At 35.7% G+C, this 1,455-nt stretch carries 1 pseudogene; it reads right to left on the bottom strand.

The window, feature by feature from the left end:
- Nucleotides 1–369: 369 nt before the first annotated feature.
- A pseudogene (locus tag JCM21738_RS21805) lies at nucleotides 370–1,375 on the bottom strand (IS1595 family transposase).
- Nucleotides 1,376–1,455 lie beyond the last annotated feature (80 nt).

Here is a 1,455-nt window from a genome sequence, read left to right on the forward strand (position 1 = left end):
AAAAATTTGGCTCTTTTCGTAAACTTTGTTGCTTTTGAAACAAAAAAATAAGTAATTTACTTTTTATGGTATTCTTATAATAAGAATGCATAAAAGGGTTATAAGATAAGGAGGGAGTATGAAATTGTATTACGATATGTACGGCAGCTTTAGTTCAGCTTTGTATGCTTTATTATTTTGGTGGGGAGTTTTTCTCATATTTCAAAGAATGACAAATCGCTATCCTAAGAACAACAGTTGGAAGAAAGATATTATTATGACCTTTATCCAAAGTGCAATTGTCTTAATTTTACTTCCAATCTTAGCAAACTTTTTTAGGCATTAAAGTGAATAATAATCTAAGCCGTTCCCCCGAAAGGAATGGCTTTTTTATATCTCCCGTAAATACCTAACAGGAATGCAGTTTGGTTTTTGGCAAGAACTTAAAAGCATACCTTTCATCCTTTCATCTGTAGGCATCTTTTTGTTCTGTTGAAGAAATATAAACCAGTATAGGTAGTTATCAAGATATTTGGTAGCAACGCCTTGAAATCTATCCATCCAGTCTTTTAAAGCCTTATGAAAATTATTAACGTGCTGTAGATGGTATATGCCCTTTTTAACATATCCTTCTTTACTGATATTAATTGCTTCGTGCTTTATTCCCTTGTTCAGAGCAAATTTCTTATAGTTCGTAGCTGTATCAGTGCATAACAAAGCAGCGGGGTCGATATAATCCCCAATTACAGCTTCTATCTCTTCAGCTTTAACACGTCCATTTCCAGCTTTCTGAGCTACGATTTGACCATTTCGGTCTTGTGCTACAACAACAGCAATTTTAAGTTTACTAATCCCTCTTTTCGTCCCTACCTCCACGCTCTTTAGGTTCTCTTCCAATAACTTCACGACCTTTAAAGGACTCTTTGAAAAAGGTTTCGTCGCTTTCTACAATTCCTTTTAAACCTTGGAAACCTAATGAACGCAATGCGAATAGTATTTTATGTCGCCAATAAAAACAAGTGGAGATATGGATTTTTAGCTCTGCCGCAATTTTGGGCAGAGTGTAGCCCTCAACCATCATCCGAAAGTATTTACTCCACTTTCCAAGATACCTCGAACCAGAAATGGGTGTGTTTGTAAGGTCATTAAAAGACCTTCCGCAATCGTTGCAGAGATAACGTTGTCTGTTTCGGTATTTACCATTACGTTTAACCTTCATACATCCACAATGAACACAAGCTAACCCTTCTTTAAATCGAGTCTCCCTTATGGTTGTAAACGTCTCGGATAAATCATTTTCTTCTGAAGTGAAAAACTCAACTTTAAGCAGGTTAAACAGTTTAATTTGCTCTTGTTTTGGTAAATCGATAAAGTCCGCATATAGGTTTTTCCACACAACAACCACCTCCTAATTTCAGTATTTTAGCACCTTGTAGAAGTTTGGTCAAAATAGCAACAATCTTTACGAAAAGAGCC

Source organism: Mesobacillus boroniphilus JCM 21738 (assembly GCF_000517385.1).
Classification (GTDB): domain Bacteria; phylum Bacillota; class Bacilli; order Bacillales; family Cytobacillaceae; genus Mesobacillus; species Mesobacillus boroniphilus.